Annotated in this window: 1 protein-coding gene; it reads left to right on the forward strand. The window is 41.8% G+C overall.

Annotated elements, in window-relative coordinates:
• Positions 1 to 565 (forward strand): NAD(P)/FAD-dependent oxidoreductase (locus HC175_RS16810; protein ID WP_369074340.1); only part of this gene is annotated, 565 nt, incomplete at both ends.

Here is a 565-nt window from a genome sequence, read left to right on the forward strand (position 1 = left end):
TCCGCATCATAAAGTGTGTGGGGAATATCTGTCCCGGGAGGTAAAACCTTATTTTGACCGGTTAATCATTCCCCTGGGAGACCTGAAACCAAAAATTATCTCAGGGTTACAGTACAGTACACCTGCCGGAAGATCTCTGTATGTCAAATTGCCCCTTGGCGCCTTTGGTGTGAGCAGATTTTCGCTCGACAATCTTCTGTTCAAGACAGCTGTGGCCAACGGAGTAGAAGTAATCCAAGAGAAGGTGCTAAAAGTTGAGTTTTTAGATAATTTTTTTAAAGTTACCACTGCCCGGGGCCAATATTCTGCCTCTCATGTACTTGGCAGCTTCGGAAAAAGATCTGTTCTCGATAAAAATCTTGATCGTATTTTCTTCAAAAAGCCGGCACCATGGGTTGCGATAAAATCTCATTATGAACATAAGAATTTTCCTGATGATCTGGTGGCTCTGCATAACTTCAAAGGAGGCTATTGCGGACTTTCACGAACAGAATCGGGAAGTATAAATATGTGTTACCTTGCCAGTTATAATAGCTTTAAAGAACACAAAGACCCTGATAAATAC

Source organism: Salinimicrobium oceani (assembly GCF_012037645.1).